At 39.0% G+C, this 16,444-nt stretch carries 15 protein-coding genes; 3 read left to right on the plus strand and 12 right to left on the minus strand.

What is annotated here, in order from left to right; genetic code table 11:
* Positions 1-163: 163 nt before the first annotated feature.
* Positions 164-2,443, plus strand: a complete 2,280-nt coding sequence (gene fdhF / locus F3G66_RS09760; protein WP_410470306.1) for a formate dehydrogenase subunit alpha — start codon at positions 164-166, stop codon at positions 2,441-2,443.
* Between the two features lie 104 nt (positions 2,444-2,547).
* On the opposite strand, the gene cmoA is transcribed toward fdhF, so the two are convergent.
* From cmoA to F3G66_RS00645, 12 genes are all read right to left on the minus strand, one after another.
* Positions 2,548-3,252 (minus strand): carboxy-S-adenosyl-L-methionine synthase CmoA, encoded by a 705-nt coding sequence (cmoA, locus tag F3G66_RS00590; RefSeq protein WP_149706804.1) that lies wholly within the window; start codon positions 3,250-3,252, stop codon positions 2,548-2,550.
* Positions 3,249-4,142, minus strand: coding sequence for a bifunctional riboflavin kinase/FAD synthetase (locus F3G66_RS00595; protein WP_149706805.1), 894 nt, complete (start codon positions 4,140-4,142; stop codon positions 3,249-3,251). The genes cmoA and F3G66_RS00595 overlap by 4 nt, the downstream gene beginning before the upstream one ends.
* The gene (tlyA, locus tag F3G66_RS00600; protein WP_149706806.1) at positions 4,108-4,821 is read right to left on the minus strand and encodes a 23S rRNA (cytidine-2'-O)-methyltransferase TlyA; all 714 of its coding nucleotides are present in this window, start codon (positions 4,819-4,821) and stop codon (positions 4,108-4,110) included. The genes F3G66_RS00595 and tlyA overlap by 35 nt, the downstream gene beginning before the upstream one ends.
* A complete protein-coding gene (ligA, locus tag F3G66_RS00605) occupies positions 4,811-6,754 on the minus strand; it encodes an NAD-dependent DNA ligase LigA (protein WP_149706807.1) in 1,944 nt (647 codons plus the stop codon). The genes tlyA and ligA overlap by 11 nt, the downstream gene beginning before the upstream one ends.
* Before the next feature lie 41 nt (positions 6,755-6,795).
* Positions 6,796-7,227 carry an NADAR family protein gene (locus F3G66_RS00610; protein WP_223154172.1) on the minus strand — a complete coding sequence of 144 codons (432 nt, stop codon included), beginning with the start codon at positions 7,225-7,227 and terminating at the stop codon, positions 6,796-6,798.
* Positions 7,221-8,360 (minus strand): dihydropteroate synthase, encoded by a 1,140-nt coding sequence (folP, locus tag F3G66_RS00615; protein ID WP_149706808.1) that lies wholly within the window; start codon positions 8,358-8,360, stop codon positions 7,221-7,223. The genes F3G66_RS00610 and folP overlap by 7 nt, the downstream gene beginning before the upstream one ends.
* A complete protein-coding gene (locus F3G66_RS00620) occupies positions 8,357-8,977 on the minus strand; it encodes a DNA polymerase III subunit delta' (RefSeq protein WP_149706809.1) in 621 nt (206 codons plus the stop codon). Before F3G66_RS00620 ends, folP begins: the two co-directional genes overlap by 4 nt.
* Entirely contained in the window at positions 8,978-9,520 is a 543-nt protein-coding gene (locus F3G66_RS00625) for a HobA family DNA replication regulator (RefSeq protein WP_072594585.1), read from the minus strand.
* Entirely contained in the window at positions 9,520-10,722 is a 1,203-nt protein-coding gene (locus F3G66_RS00630) for an aspartate kinase (RefSeq protein WP_021091541.1), read from the minus strand. The genes F3G66_RS00625 and F3G66_RS00630 overlap by 1 nt, the downstream gene beginning before the upstream one ends.
* Positions 10,722-11,186: an RNA pyrophosphohydrolase gene (locus tag F3G66_RS00635; protein ID WP_021091471.1), complete on the minus strand. Its 465-nt coding sequence runs from the start codon at positions 11,184-11,186 to the stop codon at positions 10,722-10,724. The genes F3G66_RS00630 and F3G66_RS00635 overlap by 1 nt, the downstream gene beginning before the upstream one ends.
* Before the next feature lie 63 nt (positions 11,187-11,249).
* Entirely contained in the window at positions 11,250-12,347 is a 1,098-nt protein-coding gene (locus tag F3G66_RS00640; RefSeq protein ID WP_149706810.1) for a PepSY-associated TM helix domain-containing protein, read from the minus strand.
* 1 nt (position 12,348) lies between these two features.
* A complete protein-coding gene (locus F3G66_RS00645; protein WP_149706811.1) occupies positions 12,349-14,295 on the minus strand; it encodes a TonB-dependent receptor domain-containing protein in 1,947 nt (648 codons plus the stop codon).
* 106 nt (positions 14,296-14,401) lie between these two features.
* Between F3G66_RS00645 and F3G66_RS00650 the strand changes: the two genes are divergently transcribed.
* Together F3G66_RS00650 and hemW are read left to right on the plus strand one after the other, a co-directional pair.
* Positions 14,402-15,286 (plus strand): helix-turn-helix domain-containing protein, encoded by an 885-nt coding sequence (locus F3G66_RS00650; protein WP_149706812.1) that lies wholly within the window; start codon positions 14,402-14,404, stop codon positions 15,284-15,286.
* A 54-nt stretch (positions 15,287-15,340) separates the two neighbouring features.
* Positions 15,341-16,387 carry a radical SAM family heme chaperone HemW gene (gene hemW / locus F3G66_RS00655; protein WP_149706813.1) on the plus strand — a complete coding sequence of 349 codons (1,047 nt, stop codon included), beginning with the start codon at positions 15,341-15,343 and terminating at the stop codon, positions 16,385-16,387.
* Positions 16,388-16,444: the final 57 nt, after the last annotated feature.

Here is a 16,444-nt window from a genome sequence, read left to right on the forward strand (position 1 = left end):
AATTTTAAAATCCCTAAATAATTGACTTTAGTGGAACTAAATTAATTTTAACTTAAATTAAAAATTTATTTTTATAGATAAAGAATTTTTATTAAAGATTAAGAATTCGGCTAGTAATATTATCCATATAAAAATATGCACATACTGCATAGTAAAGGAGAAAATGATGAAAGAAGGCAAAGTCATCTGTCCTTATTGCGGGACAGGCTGTCAAGTAACCTTGCATGTGGAAAACAATGTCGTTCGTGCCGCCACTGGTGTCGAAGACAATCCAGTCAATCAAGGAAATTTATGTTTAAAAGGCTTTTATGGCTGGGATTACGTTGCAAGTCCAGATAGACTCACAAAACCACTTATCAGAAAGAAAAATGGCGTATTTTCAAAGGATGGTGATTTTGAGGAAGCCAGCTGGGACGAGGCACTTGATCTTGTCGTAGAGAAAATGAAAGAAACCAAAGCAAAATATGGCCCAGACGCATTAGCTGGAAACTTCTCAGCACGCTGTACGCTTGAGGACAACTACGTCGCTCAAAAGCTAATGCGCGCTGTAATTGGCACAAACAACGTCGATCACTGCGCTAGAATTTGACACGCTCCGACAGTAGCAGGACTTGCTAAAACAATCGGAAACGGAGCTGCCACAAATAGCTTTACAGAGATTGGCACTTATAGTAACTGTATATTAATGATAGGCTCAAACCCAGAAAATGGTCACCCAATCGCAGCTATGCACATCCAAAGAGCACTAAACCGCGGTGCGAAACTAATCGTTATTGATCCTATTAAGACTGAGTTTGCAAGCAGAGCTGACATTCACTTACAACTAGAGCCAGAGCACAATATCCCTGTTATAAACGCACTTCTTTACACCATCATCGAAGAAGGCCTTGTAAATGAGGAATTTGTAAGAGATCACACAATAGGCATTGAGTATGTCAAAGAAGCTGTAAAAGACTATGCTCCAGAGGTCGTGGCTAAATACACAAGGCTAAATCCAGAGGATATCAGAGCGGCTGCTAGAATGTACGCTACCACAAAGCCAGCTGTCATCACTCACGGTATGGGCGTAACTCACTTTAACCACGGCGTTGGCGGAGTTTGCGATGTATCAAATTTATTCTTGATCACTGGCAACATATGCGAACTTGGCACAGGCGACTTACCACTAAGAGGCCAAGAGAATGTTCAAGGCTGCTGCGATATGGGCGTTTTGCCAAATATCTTCCCAAATCTTGGCTCAGTCACTGATCCAGAACAAAGAGCTTGGTTTGAAAAAATGTGGCACCTAGAACCTGGATTTTTGAGCTCAAAAATAGGCGTTCACAAAACCGAAGTACCTGATGCGATTCTTGATGGCAAGGTGCATTTCTTCTGGACTATCGGCGAAAATCCAGTCATCTCTGAGCCAAATACAAACCACTTCTTAAAAGGTATCGCTCATGTTGATTTCTACGTCGTGCAAGATCTATTCTTGACCGAGACTTCACTAAAAGCTGATGTCATACTTCCAGGTGTTGCAAGTAGCGAGAAAGAAGGACTTTATACAAACGCAGAGCGCCGCGTACAGCACAACGAAGCAGTCATCACACCTCCAGGCGATGCTAGACAAGACTGGTGGATCGTTTGTGAGATCGCACGCCGTTTAGGTGCAACAGAGGGCTTTAACTTCAACTCACCTGAAGAAATTTGGGAAGAAGTTAGAAAATGCGACCCAAGACGATATGGTGGCATGAGTTATTACCGTATCAAAAAGTATCACGGACTTCACTGGCCATGTCCAAACGAAGATGATATGGGCGGTCAAAGCTTGTATCTTGATAAGAAATTCTTTACTCCTGATGGCAAAGGTCGCTTTGTGCCATGCTTATTTGTGGATAAGGCTGATGAGATCGAGAGCGCAAAACTTGAGTTTGCTAAGAAGATGAATATGTCGCCTGAGTATCCTATCATGGCTGGTTCAGTCGATGAGAAGACTGACGCTGAGTATCCGATACAGCTTCTAACCACTAGAAAGGTCTATCAATACACCGTTGGCACTATGACAAGACGCTCACGAGCGATCGAAGAGGGTGGAGATAGTATCGGACCTATCGCCGAGATGAATCCAGCACTTGCAGCAAGATATGGCTTAAAACAAGGCGACTTCATCAAAGCATGGAGTAGATACGGCTATATCGTCGTAAAAGCTGAAGTAACAGACATCGTGCCTGATGGCATCATTCAGATGACTTTCCACTACTGGGAGAGCTCTTGCAATGAGCTAACAAGCAGTGGCTGGGACTACATCAGTAAGACTCCGACATTTAAAGCAGCTATTCAGATCAAAAAGATCGATGAAGAAGAATTTTTACGAGTTCGCGAACTAAAACGCATAAAATTCCAAACTTCAAAGATCATCTACGACGACTTCCACCATCACGGAAACGCAGCGATAAATGAGTAAATTTAGCGGGAAATTCCCGCTAAATTTCTTTACTACCAAATTTCATAATCCAAAAATTTTGACATTGCGAAGCCAAAAAAATACAAAAGCAGATATTTTTAAATTTATTTAAATGCCAAAAAGCTCATAAAATTTCCCCACTTAAATGTGCTCTCGACTCGCTTAAAGCCAGCATTTAGGGCTAAATTTCTATTTTCTTCTTCGGTGTATGGCACCAGCACATTTTCAAGTGCCTCTCTTTTTTGAGCGATCTCATAGCGTGAGTAGCCTTGTGCTTGTTTGTAGCCTTCATAAATTTCTATAACGCTTTTAGTAAGCTTTTTATCTTCAAAGATGATCTTTTCACTAAACAAAAAGACTCCATTTTCATTTAGTCCGTTATAAATTTTTTGCACTAGATCAGCTCTTTTTGGTGGTCTGATAAACTGCAAAGTATAGTTTGCCAAAACTGCGTCAAAGCCCACTAGCTCACACTTTAAAATATCATCAAGCAAAAATTTTATCTTTGCTCCATAAGCTTTTGCCTTATTTTTGGCATTTACTAGCATAGCTTCAGAGTTATCCACGCCACTTAGCACGAGGTCGTTTCTAAGGTTGTTTAGCAAAAGCAGGCTATTTGCCGTCGAGCAGCCAAGGTCGCATACACTTGCATCTTTTGGCAAAATTTTAGCAAGCAGCTTTGCGTTTAGATTTGAGCTCACATCGTAAAACGGCACCGAGCGCGAGATCATATCATCAAAAACACTTGCCACAAAGTCATCAAATTCAAACTGCTTGCTTATAGGCTCTTTAAAAATTTCATCTCTCATATACCAGCTCCGTATCCGTCAAAGTATCTCATCGTCTCTCCAAAAAAGAGATCGCACACGCCCACGCACTGTCTAGCCTCGTTTATATCACGCTTTATCTGCTCTTTTAGCTCGCTAAGATTATTAAATTTTTTATTATCTCTTAGGCGTTTTATGAAGCAAACGGCAACGTGTTTTGTTACTTTTGGCGCGACCTCGTCTAAGATGTGCGTCTCGACACTAAAATTTCCATCCGTACTAAGCCTATTGCCTATAAAAGTGACCGAGCCATATGTGTATGAGCCCATCCTAGTTCTTGTCACATAGACGCCCTCGCGCGGCAAAAGATAGCTTTTGATCTCTAAATTTAGCGTTGCAACTAGCTCCTTTGCACCGATGCCCTGCCCTTTTATCACATTGCCCTCAATCGAGTACTCCCTGCCTATTAGCCTGTTTGCCTCTTCGATGTTACCTTGGCGTATCAGCTCTCTGATGGATGAGCTATGCACGCCCATGCCGTCATAACAAACCTCATCAACGACCACTACCTCGCCATCAAAAATTCTTTTCAGATCGTGCTTATCCCATGCTCTATTTCTGCCAAATCTAAAATCAAAGCCAACAACGATCTTTTTTAAATTTTTAAAATCATGTTTTAAAAGAGCGATAAATTCCTCTCCGCTAAGCCCTTTAATGGCGTCAAAATCATACAAAAAGCAAGGATAGTTTGAGTACTCCGCTCGCTTTAGCTTTGGCGTGATGTTGGCTTTGTTTTTATCGATCACAACAAGTCCGCCAAACTCGCCAAGCTGCTTTAAAAGCTGTTTATGCCCTCTATGCACGCCGTCAAAGTGCCCGATCGCAACGACAGTGATGTTATCTTTTGTTAAAAGCGTAGAAAAATTCGGCATTTCCCTCTTTCCCTTTTACTTCGCACTCTTTGCAAGCTATCATTTTAAATCCTAAGCCATTAGCCATCACTTCAAACCTCTTCATCACTAAATTTATAGCTTTCATATCAGTGACGACGCCTTTTTTATTTCGTTTTACGCCGACACCCACTTCAAATTGTGGCTTAAAAAGCGTGATAATGAGCGAATTTTCACTTGCTAGCTCACAAATGGCGGGCAAAATTTCAGCTAAAGAGATAAAGCTAACATCGCAGGTTATTAGATCAAATTTATCTTGCCCTTGCTTAGCAAACTCTCTGATATCAGTCTTTTCATAAATTTTTACTCGCTCATCGCTTCTTAGACTGGCATCTAGCTGATCAGTGCCCACATCCACACCAGTCACGCTTTTTACGCCACGCTCAAGCAAAATTTGCATAAAGCCACCAGTTGAGCTGCCGATATCAAGCGCATTTTTGCCAGTTAGATCAAATTTCATCGCCTCCAAAAAGCTCTTTAGCTTCAAAGCTCCTCGCCCAACGTAAATTTCATCAAGCAGCGAAATTTTAGCCTCACTAACCTCGCTTGAAACCTTGGTGCAAATTTCGCCGTTTGAGAGCACCTTGCCAGATTTTATTAGCTCGCTAGCCTTGTTTCTACTGATATTTAAAACGCTTGCGACGTAGTTATCAAACCTCAAGTTTTAGCCTCTCATATTCTCTCTCATCGATTACTTGCACGCCTAGCTCATTTGCTTTATCAAGCTTGCTGCCAGCCTCCTCGCCAGCTAGGACAAAGTCCGTTTTTTTAGAAACTGAGCTTGAAACCTTTGCGCCAAAACTCTCAAGCTCCGCCTTTATCTCATCTCTTGGGCGACTTAGCGTGCCAGTTATTACCACCGTTTTACCACTTAGCGCATTTGAGATGCTCTGCGCCTGCGTCACGCTTGGCTGCACGATCTGGCTAAGGGCTAAAATTTCTGCTCTATTTACCTCGGCAAAGTCAATTAGGCTATTTGCCATCTCCACGCCAAAGCCTTCAAGCGAGGTTAGCTCTTCAAAGCTAGCATCAAGCCAGCCTAGTCCAAAACTACTTGCAAGCTTTTTAGCTGCCACTTCGCCGATGTGCTCGCAGCCAAGGCCTGTGATAAAGCGCGATAGCTCCGCACCTTTGCTAGCCTCTATCGCATTTAAAAGATTATTTACCTTTTTTTCTTTAAAGCCCTCAAGCACCATGAGATCATCAAATTTAAGACCGTAAATGTCTTTTATGCAGGAAATTAGCCCCTTGTCAAATAGCAAATTTACGATCGCATCGCCAAGGCCGTCGATGTTTAGGCATTTTTTCGATGCGTAGTGAATTATTGAGCCAACCACTCTTGCCCTGCAGCTTAAATTTTGACACTTTACAAAGACCCCTTCATCAAGTAGGTGCGAGCCACAAACTGGGCAAAATTTAGGCCTTTCTATTGCCTCTTCGCTGCCATCTCGCCTATCCTTATAAACCTTTGTGATCTTTGGTATGACATCGCCTGAACGGATGATGCCGATGTAGTCGTTTTTCATAACGCCAAGGCGCTCTATTTCATCAAAGTTATGAAGCGTGGCTGATTTCACATTTGCACCATCGATATTTACCTCATCAAGCACGCCAACAGGCGTTACTACGCCGCTTCTGCCAACTTGAAGTGCGACATCTTTTAGCCTAGTCACCTTTTCAATGGCTGGAAATTTAAACGCCACCATAAATTTTGGAAATTTGACCGTATAGCCCAGCTCTTCGCAGCGTGTAAGGTCGTTTACGCGTATCACCATGCCATCCATCATTACGCTTTTTGAGTCACGATTTGCCAAAAGCTCATTATACGCGCCTTTAAGCTCATCTTTTTTTAAAATTTTGAAAAAATCATCTCTTTCAAAACCAAGATCACGCACAAATTTCATTACCTCGCTGTGATCTTTTAGCCCAAGGCTCTGCTCGCCCACGCCCCAAGGTATGAAAAGCAGCTTTCTTTTAGCAGTAACTGCGCTATCAAGCTGTCTTAGACTGCCAGCTGCAGCGTTTCTAGGGTTTGAAAGCGGCGCCTCACCCTCTTTTGCGCGCTCTGCGTTTAGCAGCTCAAAATCTTCTTTTCTTATAACGACCTCGCCCCTGATTTCAATTAGCCCTTTGTAATCAATACTCTTTAAAACAGAATTTATCGTCTTTGCATTTTGTGTCACATCCTCGCCTGTAACGCCATCACCCCTCGTGATCGCCCTAACCAAAACGCCGTTTTCATAAAGCAAATTTAAGCTCGCTCCATCAAATTTTGGCTCAGCCACAAATGTTAGATTTTCTTTCTCGCCACGCTTTAGCCACGCATCAAGCTCGGCTAGATCAAAAATATCTTCCATACTCCACATGCGTTTGATGTGATTAGCCTTGCTAAAGCCCTCTTTTACGGTGCCACCCACGCGTTTTGTAGGTGAAAAGATAGAAATTTCGCTTGGATTTGCCTGCTCATAATCAAGCACCTCGTGATATAGCGCGTCATACTCCTCGTCGCTTGCAAGTGGCTCGTCCTCGTCGTAGTAGGCCTTTGCCCATGCATTTAGCGTATCTACCGCTTTTTCGTACTCTTGTTTTGTCATTTTTGCTCCAAATTTACACCGCATTTTATCTTAAATATACTTTATAAATGATCTAAATTTAGCTCTCTGGCGTCACGTAAATGGACATTTTTATAGACCTTTGCTGTCTCGTCTCTAGCCCTCATCAGCGCAAAGCCAAGCAAATTTTGTCCGTACCACTTCATAGGATTTTTCGCATTTTCATCACTTGCGCTCATGCCTATGCCCCAAATTTTATCAACTGGGCTTGCCTCAACCAAAACTTTACTCCCAGTTTGGATCAAAAAGTCTCGCAAAGGGGTATTTTGGCTAAATTTTAGATAACTCGCATTTAGCACGCCGCCAAATTTGATCTCATCCCAGACCTTAGCGTCAAAGCCTCGCACCTGCCTACCAAGCGCCTTCATCTGCACTGGATCTTTAGCGGATAGAATTTGCCGCAGAGCCTCTTTATCGCCAAAGCATTCAGCCTTTTTAGCCTTGCACTCTACCAAAGCGTGGCTTGGCTCATCGCCTCGTGCATATTAAAAAGCTGCTTGTGCTCGGCTACATCGTGCGTTCTTATGATCTGCGCGCCGTTTTCGAAGGCTTTTAGATGCAGATAAAGCGAGCCTGGCAAGCGGTCTTTGACCTCGCTTGGGTGGTAGTGATTTATGACTGATTTGCGGCTCGCACCAACTAATAGCGGGCACTCAAATTTCAAAAAATGCTCCAAATGCTTAATAAGCAGCAAATTTTGTTCAGCCGTCTTGCCAAAACCGATGCCAACGTCAAGCACTAGTTTTTTGGCGCCAAGCTCCTTTGCTAGGGCTATCTTTCGCTCAAAAAAGTCTGCTATCTCGCCGATTAAGTCGTTATATTTTGGTGCGACCTGCATAGTCGCAGGATCGCCTTGCATATGCATCATACAAAACTCAGCGTCATATCGCGCCGCAAGCGTGGCAAGTGAGGCGTTTGCCGTGATGTCATTTATCATTTTAAAGCCGTGATTTAGGGCAAATTCAAGGCAATAAGGATCAAAGCTATCAAGACTAAATTTCGCTTTTTCATGTAAATTTAGCTTGTAAATTTCCTCCACAATATCTTTTATGCGCCTAAATTCCTCTTCACGGCCGCAATACTGGCTCCCTGGCCTTGAGCTAACACCACCAAGGTCGATATAGTCTGCACCTGCTTCTATCATGTATTCTATTTTTGAGATACCATTTTGCATATTTATGCGGCTTTGTTCATTGAAGCTATCTGTATTTATATTTGCAACGCCCATTATAAGAGGCTTTGTTGGCTTTATAAATTTTGTCTCTAAAAAGACTGCTAAATTTTTAAGTCCAAAGTCTTGCAACTTCTCCTTTTTAGCTAGCTGCCTAAGCTGCGCATTTGTCGCCATTAGCAATGCTTTATTTAGACTCTGCTTGCCCAAAATCGTATCTTTATGCGTCACAAGCTCAGCTCCAACGCTTAGGGCATCTTGCTTTAGAATATTTGCCGCTGGGGTTTTTATCTCATCTATAAATATAAAATTTATCTCGCTCTTTTCGTGCATGAGCTTAGCACCAGCAGGACTTGGTGAAATGGCTTTGCAAATTTCATCAAAGTTGCTTTTGTTATTTATCTTATAAAATTTCAACGTCGTCCTTTTTGAAATATAGCAAGCAGTAGTGGCGTTAGCACGGCGTGAGACTTGGCATTTAGATCTGCTAGCTTTATAAGCGAGAAAAAATAATCCATTTCATCGCCGCTAAATTTATACCCACTATCAACCGCCTTTGTCACGATAACGCCAACAAGCTCTTTTAACTCATTTTTGCCAAATTTTTGAGCTTGCTCGTCTGCGATCTTTTGATCGATAAAGCTTGTTAGCTCTTTTAGGCTAAGCGATTTTAAATTTAGATCAAGAGTTATTTTTGGCTTTTTGGTGAGATTATTTTCTATGAGCATTCTTGATCTAATCGTTGGTAGAAGTAAATTTTTACTCTGCGTTACTATTATAAATTTGATATTTCTTGGAGGCTCTTCGATGATCTTTAAAAGTGCGTTTTGAGCCTCTGTCCTAAAAGAATTAGCATGTATTACTAAAATTTTTTCATCTTTTTCAGCAATGTAAGCTTCTGCAATGACCTCTTTTGCGTTTTCTAGCAAAAAATCATCGCTTATAAAAAATCTTAAATTATTAATACCAAACTCGCTTTCAAGCTTGGCTTTTAAACTTTCAAAATCGCTTGTAACGACGATTTTATTAAGCATTTAGAGTATCACCTTGGCAAAAAGCGCCGCATCGATGCTTTTATCAAAAATTTTGCAAAGACTTATTAGTTTAACGTCTAAATTTTCATCGCTTGAGCTAAGAGTAAAGCTATTTTGTGCCTGTTCGTCAAATAGCCACATATAACTATCCTCATCACTTTTGGCTAAATTCGCATATCTATCAAGGCTCTTTCCGATATAAAAAAACAAGTATCCGTTTGGAAAAGCAAGACTTAGCATATCTTTTAGAAGCTGCTTTTGTTCATTTGTCTCTATCTCATCAAGCGATGGATAAAGCGATCTTAGGCTAAAAAATGGCAAAAATGGCCTTATGCTTTTTGAATGGTTCATCTTTTTTAAAAGATAAATTTCAAACCATCTTCGCTCTTCATCGCTTATAGTTATAAAAGCCCTTCCTTCAAGTAAAAATTTAAGCCTAGATGCGAGCAAAGGCGTCCATTCGACACGCCTTTCCTCCATCCAGCTCATCAAAGGGCCTTCGTCTCTAATAGCCTTTAACGTCCACTGAATAAAATCTTGCATTATTTATCTAGCTTATAAGCATCGTGAAGTACGCGAACCGCTAGCTCACCATATTTTTGATCAACGATCATTGAAATTTTTATCTCACTTGTTGAGATCATTTGGATATTTATGCCCTCTTTTGCAAGCGTTTCAAATGCCAAACATGCTACGCCGCTATGACTCTTCATGCCGACGCCAATAACTGAAACTTTTACGATCGCGTCATCAAATTCTATATGTTTTGCAGCCGAGAGCTTTTGCATAGTCTCTTTTGCTAGTTCAAGCTCATTTTGTGGCACTGTAAAGCCTAAATTTGTAGTGCCGTCATGTCCTACGTTTTGGATTATCATATCTACGTTTATGTTTTCATGAGCTAAAGCTGTAAAAATTTCTGCTGCGATGCCAGGCTTATCAACTACGCCTCTTAATGTTACTCTTGCTTGATTTTTATCTAGTGCTATTCCGCTTACTAAAACTGCTTCCATATTGTCATCTTCCTTTGCTATTAATGTACCTTCGTTGTGATTAAAGCTACTTCTTGTAATGAGTTTTACATTTAGTTTTTTTGCTAGCTCGACTGAGCGATTTTGTAGTACCTTTGCGCCAGCAGAAGCGAGCTCAAGCATCTCATCATAGCTTATTTTCTCAAGTTTTTTTGCCTTTTTTTCTATCCTTGGATCAGTTGTATAAACGCCATCAACATCGGTAAAAATTTCACATAGATCAGCATCAAGCGCCCCTGCTAAAGCAACTGCACTAAGATCACTGCCGCCTCTACCAAGGGTTGTGATATTACCTTTTTCATCTATGCCTTGAAAGCCAGCTACAACTACGATTTTACCGGCTTTTAGCTCGGCTTTTAGCCTAGCAGTCTCTATCCTTTCGATCCTTGCTTTTGTATGAATATCATCAGTAATTATGCCTGCCATCGCACCTGTCATACCTACACACGCATAGCCTTTTGCATTAAGTGCGATCGTTAAAAGCGCGGTCGTTACTTGCTCTCCAGAGCTTAAAAGCATATCAGTGGCGACGCCATCTGGATGTTTTGAAAAATACTCACTATATTCAACCAATTGATTTGTAACTCCGCTCATCGCAGAAACTACCACAACTACGTCTGCACCGCTATTTTTTGTCTCAATGACTCTATTTGCCACAGCTTCGATGCGTTCAAGTGTTCCTACGCTAGTTCCGCCAAATTTTTGAACGATCAACATCAAAAATATCCTTTCTCTTTAAAATAACTCAAAACCTTTTCATAAATAGGCTTTTTAAAGTGATTTATACCCTCTAAACTTCTACCAAAATCTACAAATTTATACTCGCTAAACTCTGGATGCTCTGTCTTTAAATTTATGCTGGCACCATTTTTAAGTCTAACCAAAAAATATTTTTGCGTCTGTCCGTCAAATGGATAAAATTTCTTTGCCGCATTTGCTGGAAAGTCGTAGCTTAGCCACTGCGGATACTCATCTAAGATATCGATTTTATCAGTTCCGATCTCTTCTTTAAGCTCCCTTTTTAAAGCCTGCTTTGGACTCTCGCCTTCGTCTATTCCGCCTTGAGGAAACTGCCAAATATCATCCATATCCACCCTTTTTGCGACTAAAATTTCACATTTAAATGGATACAGGCTAGACAAAATAACAGCTGCCACATTTGGTCTGTATTTTTTTTGCATGATTTTTCCAAAAATTTTATTTGGGATAATAACTAAAAAGAGTTAAGAGATAGATAAATAAGACTACCTTTTACGACGTTTGTAGTAAATCACACAGCCGCTAAAAAGTAGCACGCCAACTCCACAAGAAGCCATAAAAAAGATAAATTTTCCAGCCTCTTTGAATATATATCCAGCGTGCAAATCAAGCATAAATTTATAAATTTCAAAAGATTTTGGCATGGTATTTTTTAAAATTTCTCCACTTGCCGTATCGACCGCAAGCCTAACACCATCACTCTCACTAGCACCTTTTGGCAAGTAAAAGATCATAAATTTTACGCCGTCTTTATTGAGAATAAAATTTAAAGCGTCAAACTCGTTTCCAAATTTTAAAGTAAAAATTTCATAAGCTTTTTGAAGATTTTCTACCTTTTGCTTTTCATTTAGGCTAAAGCCATTTTTGCTAGTAAAATTTGGCTTTTTAAAGACCTTCTCTTCGCCATAAATTTGATTTATAACCTTAGCAAAGCTCTCATAAGAAAAGTATAGACCGCTAACACAGATAATAAGCAAAATGGATCCCAAATAAAGCCCTAAAAATCCATGCAGCGAATATAAAAATGCAAATTTCTTTGCCTTTAGATTTAGCTTAAAGGCGCTAATAAATTTGCTTCTAAATCTCCAAAATTGTATAAACGCTCCAGTTAATAAAATCGCAAGTAGCGCAAGCGTCGAAATCGCCACTAGCTCACTTGCAAATTTAGATAAATTTTCATTTTTAAATAGAGCTAGCCCTAGATTTTTATGTAAATTTAAAGCTAGCCCTATAAATTTTTCCACACTATTTTCAGAGACTATCTCGCCCGTATAAGGATCTACAAAGAATGACTTAAACTCGCCACTCTCGCTTGTGCCGCTTACCACATAAGCTCTATTTATCTCACCTTTTATCTTTATATAGCTAAGGTTAAAATTTGGCCAAGTCTTACTAAAGACCTTTAAAATTTCATCTATTTTTAAAGCACTTTTATTGGTTGCTATGTCTATCTCATCTTTACTAAAAGCTTCAATTATCTCATCGTGATACGAAATAATCGCTCCACTAATTGAGATTATCAAAAGCGGCAAAGCAAAGATAAGAGCTAAAATTAAGTGAAATTTTCGCCAAATTTTAAACATTTTAAAACTTTAGATTAAAGCCAAGCTCGATCTTTTGTCCATCGACTATCAAAATATCGTATCTGCCTGATCTTGTCGTAAAAAACTCGTTAAAGAGATTATAAACGCTTAAGTTTAGGCTGAAATTTTTAGTTACATTGTAATTTATGCCAAGATCTGCGATCACATAAGCTCTCATATCATCAGCATAGCTAAATGAGTTTTTAGTTCTACCATAATAATTTATCTGTGACCAGAAATTTAGCCATCTATTTAGCTCGTAGTTCGCTCCAAATTTAAATGTATGAAGCGGATAGTTGTTTAAGCTTTTGCCAACTTCTGTTCCATCTTTTTGTTTTGATTTTGTATAGACGTAGCTTTGATTTAGTCTAAGAGCATTTGTCACCTGCCACTCATTTGTTAGCTCAACTCCGTAAATTTCAGCCTTGCCGATATTTATACTCTCCCAAATACCATTTGGATAAATTTTGCCTTTGTGTCTGCAAACACTGCCTCTTGAGCAGATAGGGCTATAGCTTAACATATCTTTAAAACTTGTGTAAAAGCCGGTTAAAGACGTTTCAAAACCTTCATTATTATTATAAACGCCACCAAATTCATAACTTACGCTTGTCTCTGGCTTAAGGCTGCTTCTGCCAAGCTGTGCTCCACGTCCTCCAGCAAATGGCAATGCAAGATCTTGTGTTCGTTGCTTGATATCGGGTGTTGCATAACCTGTGCTAACTCCACCCTTTAAGGCAAAAAAGTCGTTTAAGCTATAGATGCCATAAATTCTTGGTGAAACGTGCGAGCCATAGTTCTCATCGTAGTTATAGCGAATACCAGTACTTAAGATAAAATCTTTTGTAAGATGATAATCATCTTCGCCGTAAAGTGAAACATCATATCTTTTTACATTTGCCGCATCTGCCGTGGTAGCCTTTTCGTCTAGCTTTTCTTTTTTGGCATTTAGTCCTAATGTAAAGGCATTATTATCAGTAAAATATGAGCCTTTTGTATCAAAATTTAGAGTCTTTAGCGTCAAATTTTGTTGTGCTATCTCTTTTTGCTTGCCATAAGATAAATAGCTTTGAAGCAAGATATTATCAAGCCTTGCTTCGTGGCTTAAATTTATCATATCGCCCTTTATTCTCTCGCTAGCAACCGAGTTAGTACCAGTTGATAGTGTTTTGCCTTTAGTTCTTTTATATTTCACATCGCTTCTTGCAAGCTCAAGTATAAGATCATTATTTTCATTTGGCTTAAAAAATAGCTTTGTACCAAAATTTCTATCCTTTTGCTCTCTATTTGCATAAGAAATTTTATCTTCTGATTTATTTAAATTTTTGCCATAAACAGAAACACTTAAAACATCATCAATTAGTCCAGAGTGAAGATAAAGGCTATTGTAAAGCTCGCCACTTATATTTTTATTTCTAGCAAATTTATAACTTGAGCCAAGATTTGCACCAAATTCATTACTAAACTCATCTGTAATGATATTTATAACTCCGCCTAGTGCGTCACTTCCATAAAGTGAGCTCATAGGTCCACGTATCACTTCGATACGGCTTATCGCACTTGCTGGTGGGATGAAACTATATGAGCCTCCAACACTTCTAAGCCCTTTATAGGCGTTATCGCCTGGTACTGGCATGCCATTTACTAGAATTTTAGTAAATCTTGGAGAGAATCCACGTATAGAAATTCCTCGTCTATTTGCCGCTTCGGAAGTCGTTCCAAAAAGACTTGGGATATCCTTTGTCATGCTCTCGATATCTTTATGGTTTTTCTTTTCTAATGCCTCTTTGGTTATAACGCTAAGCGTTGCTGGTGCGTCTTTGATATTTTGCTCAAATCCTGTCGCACTAACTACTTTAACTTCTGGCAGAACCTTATCTTCATTTGCAAAAAGCGGTAAATTTATAAAAATTGCCGCACAAATAGAAATTTTTAATGCACTTTTCACAAAAACTCCTTATAAAAATTTAATGCACATTTTACTAAAATTAAATAATCGTTATCAATATCATACGTAACGCTAAAGGGATTAAATTTAACGCTTGAGGGATAAAATGATAAATTTAGACAAAAAATATGGAACGAGCAAGATATCTCAAAAGGAAAAACAAGTAAGCGTAGAGTTTTTCAAGCAAAGCAGCGGTATCAGCTATCTAAAAAGTGAAATTTTATGTAATGGCAGGATAAAAAGGGATCGTCACAAGTCTAAAAAATACCTATTTTTAATGTTTAATGAGGATAAAAACGATCTTTGCTTTAAGCTTGATAGAAAAGAGTATATTTTAAACAAAGATGAATTTTGCATTGGGCTTGTTAATGATGATTTTAAAGGTGTCTTTGAGTATCAAAATAAATTTTATAAGACAAAAACACTACTTTTTGACGAAAGCTACGCAAATAAGCTTGAGATATTTGCTGGGCTTAGATTTGATGATAAATTTGAGCTTTTAAAATATAAAAAAGATTTAGCTCAAATTTGCGTTTTAAATGAACTTGAGACGACAAATTTATATGAAGGCGCGATGAGGGAAATTTTTACCGAGTCAAAAATTTTAGAGCTTATTTATAAAAGTAAAATACGAAAAGAGAGCGAAATTTCACTTAGCAGCGATGAAGAAAAAACTCTTTTAAAAGCTAAAATGATCTTATTAAGTCGCATGCAAAATCCTCCAAGCATCAAGGAGCTAGCCCATCTTTGTGGCACAAATGACTTTTGGCTAAAGAAAAATTTTAAGCTATTTTTCAAAGATACGATCTACCAACTCTTAGCAAAAGAGCGTCCAAAGCTGGCTTTTACTCTTTTAGAGCAAAATGATATAAGCATAAAAGAAGCCGCAAATATCGTAGGCTACGCAAATACTGCACATTTTGCAAAAATTTTTAAGATAAATTTTGGCTTTTTGCCAAGCAAACTCTTAAAGACAAAAAGCTACTTTTAAACTGCTATAAATGCCAAATTTCTTATAATCGCCAAAATTTAAAAAGAGAGAAATTTGCAAGTTTATATCCACGTGCCATTTTGTGAAAGCAAGTGTCCTTACTGCGCCTTTGGCTCAAGCGATGACGAATTTAACAAGGTCAGCGCCTACTTTAAGGCACTTTGCCTTGATCTAAATTTTCAGCTAAAAAGCCAAAATGTAAAAGAAATTTCTACTATCTTTTTTGGTGGCGGCACACCAAGTGCGGTAAATGCTAAATTTTATGATGAAATTTTTAGCATTTTAGCGCCTCTTTGCACTCCAACAACTGAGATCACACTTGAAGCAAACCCAAACTCAGCAAGCCTTGCTTGGCTAAAGCATGTTAAAAATTTAGGTGCAAATCGCATAAGCTTTGGCGCTCAAAGTTTTTTTGAAGATAAGCTAAAATTTCTGGGGCGCATTCACAGCAGGGAGCAAATTTTTAAAGCAGTTGAAAATGCCCAGACAGCTGGCTTTAAGAGTATAAATTTAGACCTCATCTACGACACCAAATTTGACACTAAAAAACGTCTTTTGGCTGAGGTTGAAAATTTAAAAAGTCTTGCTATCACGCATCTAAGCGCCTACTCGCTCACTCTTGAAGAAAATACTCCATTTGCTGGTAAAAAAAGTTATAAAAAAGATAGCGACACTTTGGCTAAATTTATGATAGAGCAGATCAAGCGAGCTGGCTTTGGGCAGTATGAAATTTCAAATTACGGTCAAATTTGCAAGCACAATCTTGGCTACTGGCAAGGCAAAAACTACCTTGGTGTGGGGGCTTTTAGCGTGGGCTTTGTGAATGACACCAGATACTACGCCAAAAATAGCATAGATGCCTACATCTCGCAACCAACTTACAGAGAAAAAGAAATTTTAAACGAGAGTGAGCTAGTAAGAGAGCATATATTTTTAGGGCTTAGAAGCATAGTTGGCGTGGAGGCTGGACGCTTAAGTGAGGCTCAGAAAAAAAGAGCAAATCTGCTTGTAGAAAATGAAAAACTGCTCTTTAAAAATGGTAAATTTTACAATCCAAATTTCTTACTAAGCGACGAGATCGCACTCTTTATCGAGGACTAAATTTATAAAATTTTGAGCAAAGTCAAGATAAAATACAAAGCTTAAATAAAATTTAAT

Source organism: Campylobacter concisus, assembly GCF_902460665.1.
GTDB lineage: Bacteria > Campylobacterota > Campylobacteria > Campylobacterales > Campylobacteraceae > Campylobacter_A > Campylobacter_A concisus_AL.

What these genes read in the sequence shown, in the direction of transcription:
- cmoA (WP_149706804.1), bottom strand. Translation starts at nt 3,252, where the DNA reads ATGAGAGATGAAATTTTTAAAGAGCCTATAAGCAAGCAGTTTGAATTT.
- F3G66_RS00595 (WP_149706805.1), bottom strand. Translation starts at nt 4,142, where the DNA reads ATGCCGAATTTTTCTACGCTTTTAACAAAAGATAACATCACTGTCGTT.
- ligA (WP_149706807.1), bottom strand. Translation starts at nt 6,754, where the DNA reads ATGACAAAACAAGAGTACGAAAAAGCGGTAGATACGCTAAATGCATGG.
- F3G66_RS00620 (WP_149706809.1), bottom strand. Translation starts at nt 8,977, where the DNA reads ATGCTTAATAAAATCGTCGTTACAAGCGATTTTGAAAGTTTAAAAGCC.
- F3G66_RS00625 (WP_072594585.1), bottom strand. Translation starts at nt 9,520, where the DNA reads ATGCAAGATTTTATTCAGTGGACGTTAAAGGCTATTAGAGACGAAGGC.
- F3G66_RS00630 (WP_021091541.1), bottom strand. Translation starts at nt 10,722, where the DNA reads ATGTTGATCGTTCAAAAATTTGGCGGAACTAGCGTAGGAACACTTGAA.
- F3G66_RS00635 (WP_021091471.1), bottom strand. Translation starts at nt 11,186, where the DNA reads ATGCAAAAAAAATACAGACCAAATGTGGCAGCTGTTATTTTGTCTAGC.
- F3G66_RS00640 (WP_149706810.1), bottom strand. Translation starts at nt 12,347, where the DNA reads ATGTTTAAAATTTGGCGAAAATTTCACTTAATTTTAGCTCTTATCTTT.
- F3G66_RS00650 (WP_149706812.1), top strand. Translation starts at nt 14,402, where the DNA reads ATGATAAATTTAGACAAAAAATATGGAACGAGCAAGATATCTCAAAAG.